Origin of the sequence: Sinorhizobium sp. P24N7 (genome assembly GCF_042436655.1) — a bacterium.
GTDB classification, from domain to species: domain Bacteria; phylum Pseudomonadota; class Alphaproteobacteria; order Rhizobiales; family Rhizobiaceae; genus Sinorhizobium; species Sinorhizobium meliloti_A.
In genome coordinates this window covers 1-459 of sequence record NZ_JBHMIW010000124.1, presented here as the reverse complement: position 1 = coordinate 459, position 459 = coordinate 1, and the positions used below count along the sequence as shown (strand labels likewise).

Below are 459 nucleotides of genomic sequence, written 5' to 3'. Positions count from 1 at the left end.
ATGACCTGGACGGCGCCGACGGTCTCGTGTCGAAGAAGCGCGGCCGTCCGAGCAACCGGCGTCATAGCGAGGATTTCCGCAACCTGGTGCTCGATCTGGTGCGTGAGCATTACGGGGATTTTGGACCAACGTTGGCCGCCGAGAAGCTGCTGGAACGCCACCGGATTGCCGTCAGCAAGGAGACGCTGCGTCAGTGGATGATGGAAGTCGGCATCTGGGTGTCGCGACGCGAGCGCAAGAAGCGGGTTTTCCAGCCGCGCGGCCGGCGCGATTGTTTCGGCGAACTCGTTCAGATCGACGGCTCGCTTCATTGGTGGTTCGAGAACCGCGGCCCCAAATGCGCCCTGCTCGTCTATATCGACGATGCCACCGGCAAGCTGTTGCACTTACGCTTCGCCGGATCGGAGAACACCTTCGACTATCTGCACGCGACGAAGGCCTACCTGCAGCAATGGGGCA

Annotated in this window: 1 pseudogene; it reads left to right on the top strand. The window is 61.9% G+C overall.

Features of this window, described 5'->3' with window-relative positions:
* A pseudogene (locus ACFHWW_RS34255) lies at positions 1-459 on the top strand (ISNCY family transposase); the annotation flags it as partial.